Source organism: Robinsoniella sp. (assembly GCF_034124845.1).
The window spans coordinates 1-1,818 of record NZ_JAWYAJ010000110.1; the positions used below are offsets into that span (position 1 = coordinate 1).

3 protein-coding genes are annotated in these 1,818 nt (G+C 40.2%); all 3 read left to right on the top strand.

Annotated features, from left to right (window positions below; translation table 11 throughout):
- On the top strand, positions 1 to 477 hold a 477-nt coding region (locus tag ACH2DQ_RS05395), incomplete at its 5' end, for a His/Gly/Thr/Pro-type tRNA ligase C-terminal domain-containing protein (protein WP_395025869.1).
- Between the two features lie 217 nt (positions 478 to 694).
- On the top strand, positions 695 to 1,009 hold the full coding sequence (locus ACH2DQ_RS05400) for a DUF1540 domain-containing protein (RefSeq protein WP_394915897.1): 315 nt from the start codon (positions 695 to 697) through the stop codon (positions 1,007 to 1,009).
- Between the two features lie 356 nt (positions 1,010 to 1,365).
- A partial coding sequence (gene infC, locus ACH2DQ_RS05405; protein WP_395025872.1) for a translation initiation factor IF-3 occupies positions 1,366 to 1,818 on the top strand: 453 nt, incomplete at its 3' end.

Genomic DNA, 1,818 nt, shown 5'->3' on the forward strand with positions numbered 1-1,818 from the left:
TTTGCAATGGCAGAGCAGTTTGATAAGTATTATGTTGATAAAGACGGAGAAAAGAAACGTCCGTTTATCATTCACAGAACCAGTATGGGCTGCTATGAGAGAACACTGGCATGGTTGATTGAAAAATATGCTGGTAAATTCCCAACATGGCTGTGTCCGGAACAGGTACGCGTACTTCCGATTTCAGAGAAATACCATGATTATGCCAAAAAGGTGGAAGATCAGTTGAAAATAAACGGTATCCGCTGTACAACTGATGAACGTTCTGAAAAGATTGGATATAAAATTCGGGAAGCCCGCCTGGATAAAGTGCCATATATGCTGGTTGTTGGTGCGAAAGAAGAAGAGGACGGCGTTGTATCCGTGAGAAGCAGATTTAAAGGAGATGAAGGGCAAAAGGCGCTGGATACTTTTGTAGATGATATCTGTAAAGAGATCCGGACGAAAGAAATCCGTAAAATTGAAGTTGAAGATTAGAATGTGTCTGAATATTCCTTTCTGTCATCTGTACGCCTAACTTGAAATCTCATGATAATTAAATGAATAAAATTTAAATAATGGCAGATACTATCCCAAGTTAAAAACCCAACTGCAGGCAACGAGGTTTTTGACCCTCGCGGCAGTCGCCAAATGGACGCGCCAGCGTGTCCGTTTAGCTTATTGCTCGCGGGAATAAAATAAAGGAGGTAGTATCATGCCATTATTAGTATGTTCCGCTCAGAGTTGTGTCTATAATGATGCAGAGTGCTGTTGCAAAGGAGATATCAAGGTCGGAGGAGACCATGCAGAAAAATGCCAGGAAACATGTTGTTCCAGTTTCCAGGAGAGAAAAGGTGACAATGCCAGAAGTTCCATGGGAACTCCCTGTCAGAAAATTGATGTAGACTGTGAAGCACGCAACTGTACTTTCAATGAATCATGTAAATGCAGTGCAGATAAGATCGGCATTGCCGGTGCAGCAGCAAAACATTGTGATCAGACAGAATGTGCAAGCTTTGAAGAGAAATAAAGAGTTACGGGAAAAGGCAGCCTGAATAACCGGGCTGTCTTTTTGAAATCAGAAACACGATCGTTTGTGTGGTAACTGGGGATGCAATTGTTACAAAAATCGATATAGAAAAATAATTTAGTAGTTGACATTAAAATTTGAATGTGGTAAAGTAAATAAGGTTACAAGAAATCAAAGTAGAGTATCCACTCTCACCGTAGCACAGAGGTGACTATCGGTTAATATGTTACATAGAATTGTTCTATGGGAATATTATGTGGATAGTCTGTCTATCCACTTTTTTTATGCGGATAATCAGCAGCGAAGTGGTAACTATTTCAAGCATTTTATGGAGGTGCAAGACAATTAGCGAATTAATGATTAACGAGCAAATCAGAGACAGAGAGATCCGTTTGATTGGTGAAAACGGAGAACAATTAGGTGTAATGCCCACAAAAGAGGCTATGAGACTGGCTAAAGAAGCAGAATTAGACCTGGTTAAGATCGCTCCGACAGCGAAACCGCCTGTTTGTAAGATTATCGATTACGGAAAGTATCGTTATGAACTGGTGAGAAAAGAAAAAGAAGCGAAGAAAAAGCAGAAGGTTATTGAAGTAAAGGAAGTTCGTTTATCGCCAAATATCGATGTAAATGACTTGAATACAAAAGTAAGTGCTGCCAGAAAGTTTATACAGAAAGGCAACAAAGTAAAGGTAACACTTCGTTTTAGGGGCAGGGAAATGGCTCATGTCCAGAGCAGCAGACATATTCTGGATGATTTCGCAAAAGAACTTGAAGACATTGCAGTAGTGGATAAGCCGGCTAAAATG

Coding starts and splice junctions, on each gene's coding strand:
- ACH2DQ_RS05400 (WP_394915897.1), top strand. CDS start 695: ATGCCATTATTAGTATGTTCCGCTCAGAGTTGTGTCTATAATGATGCA.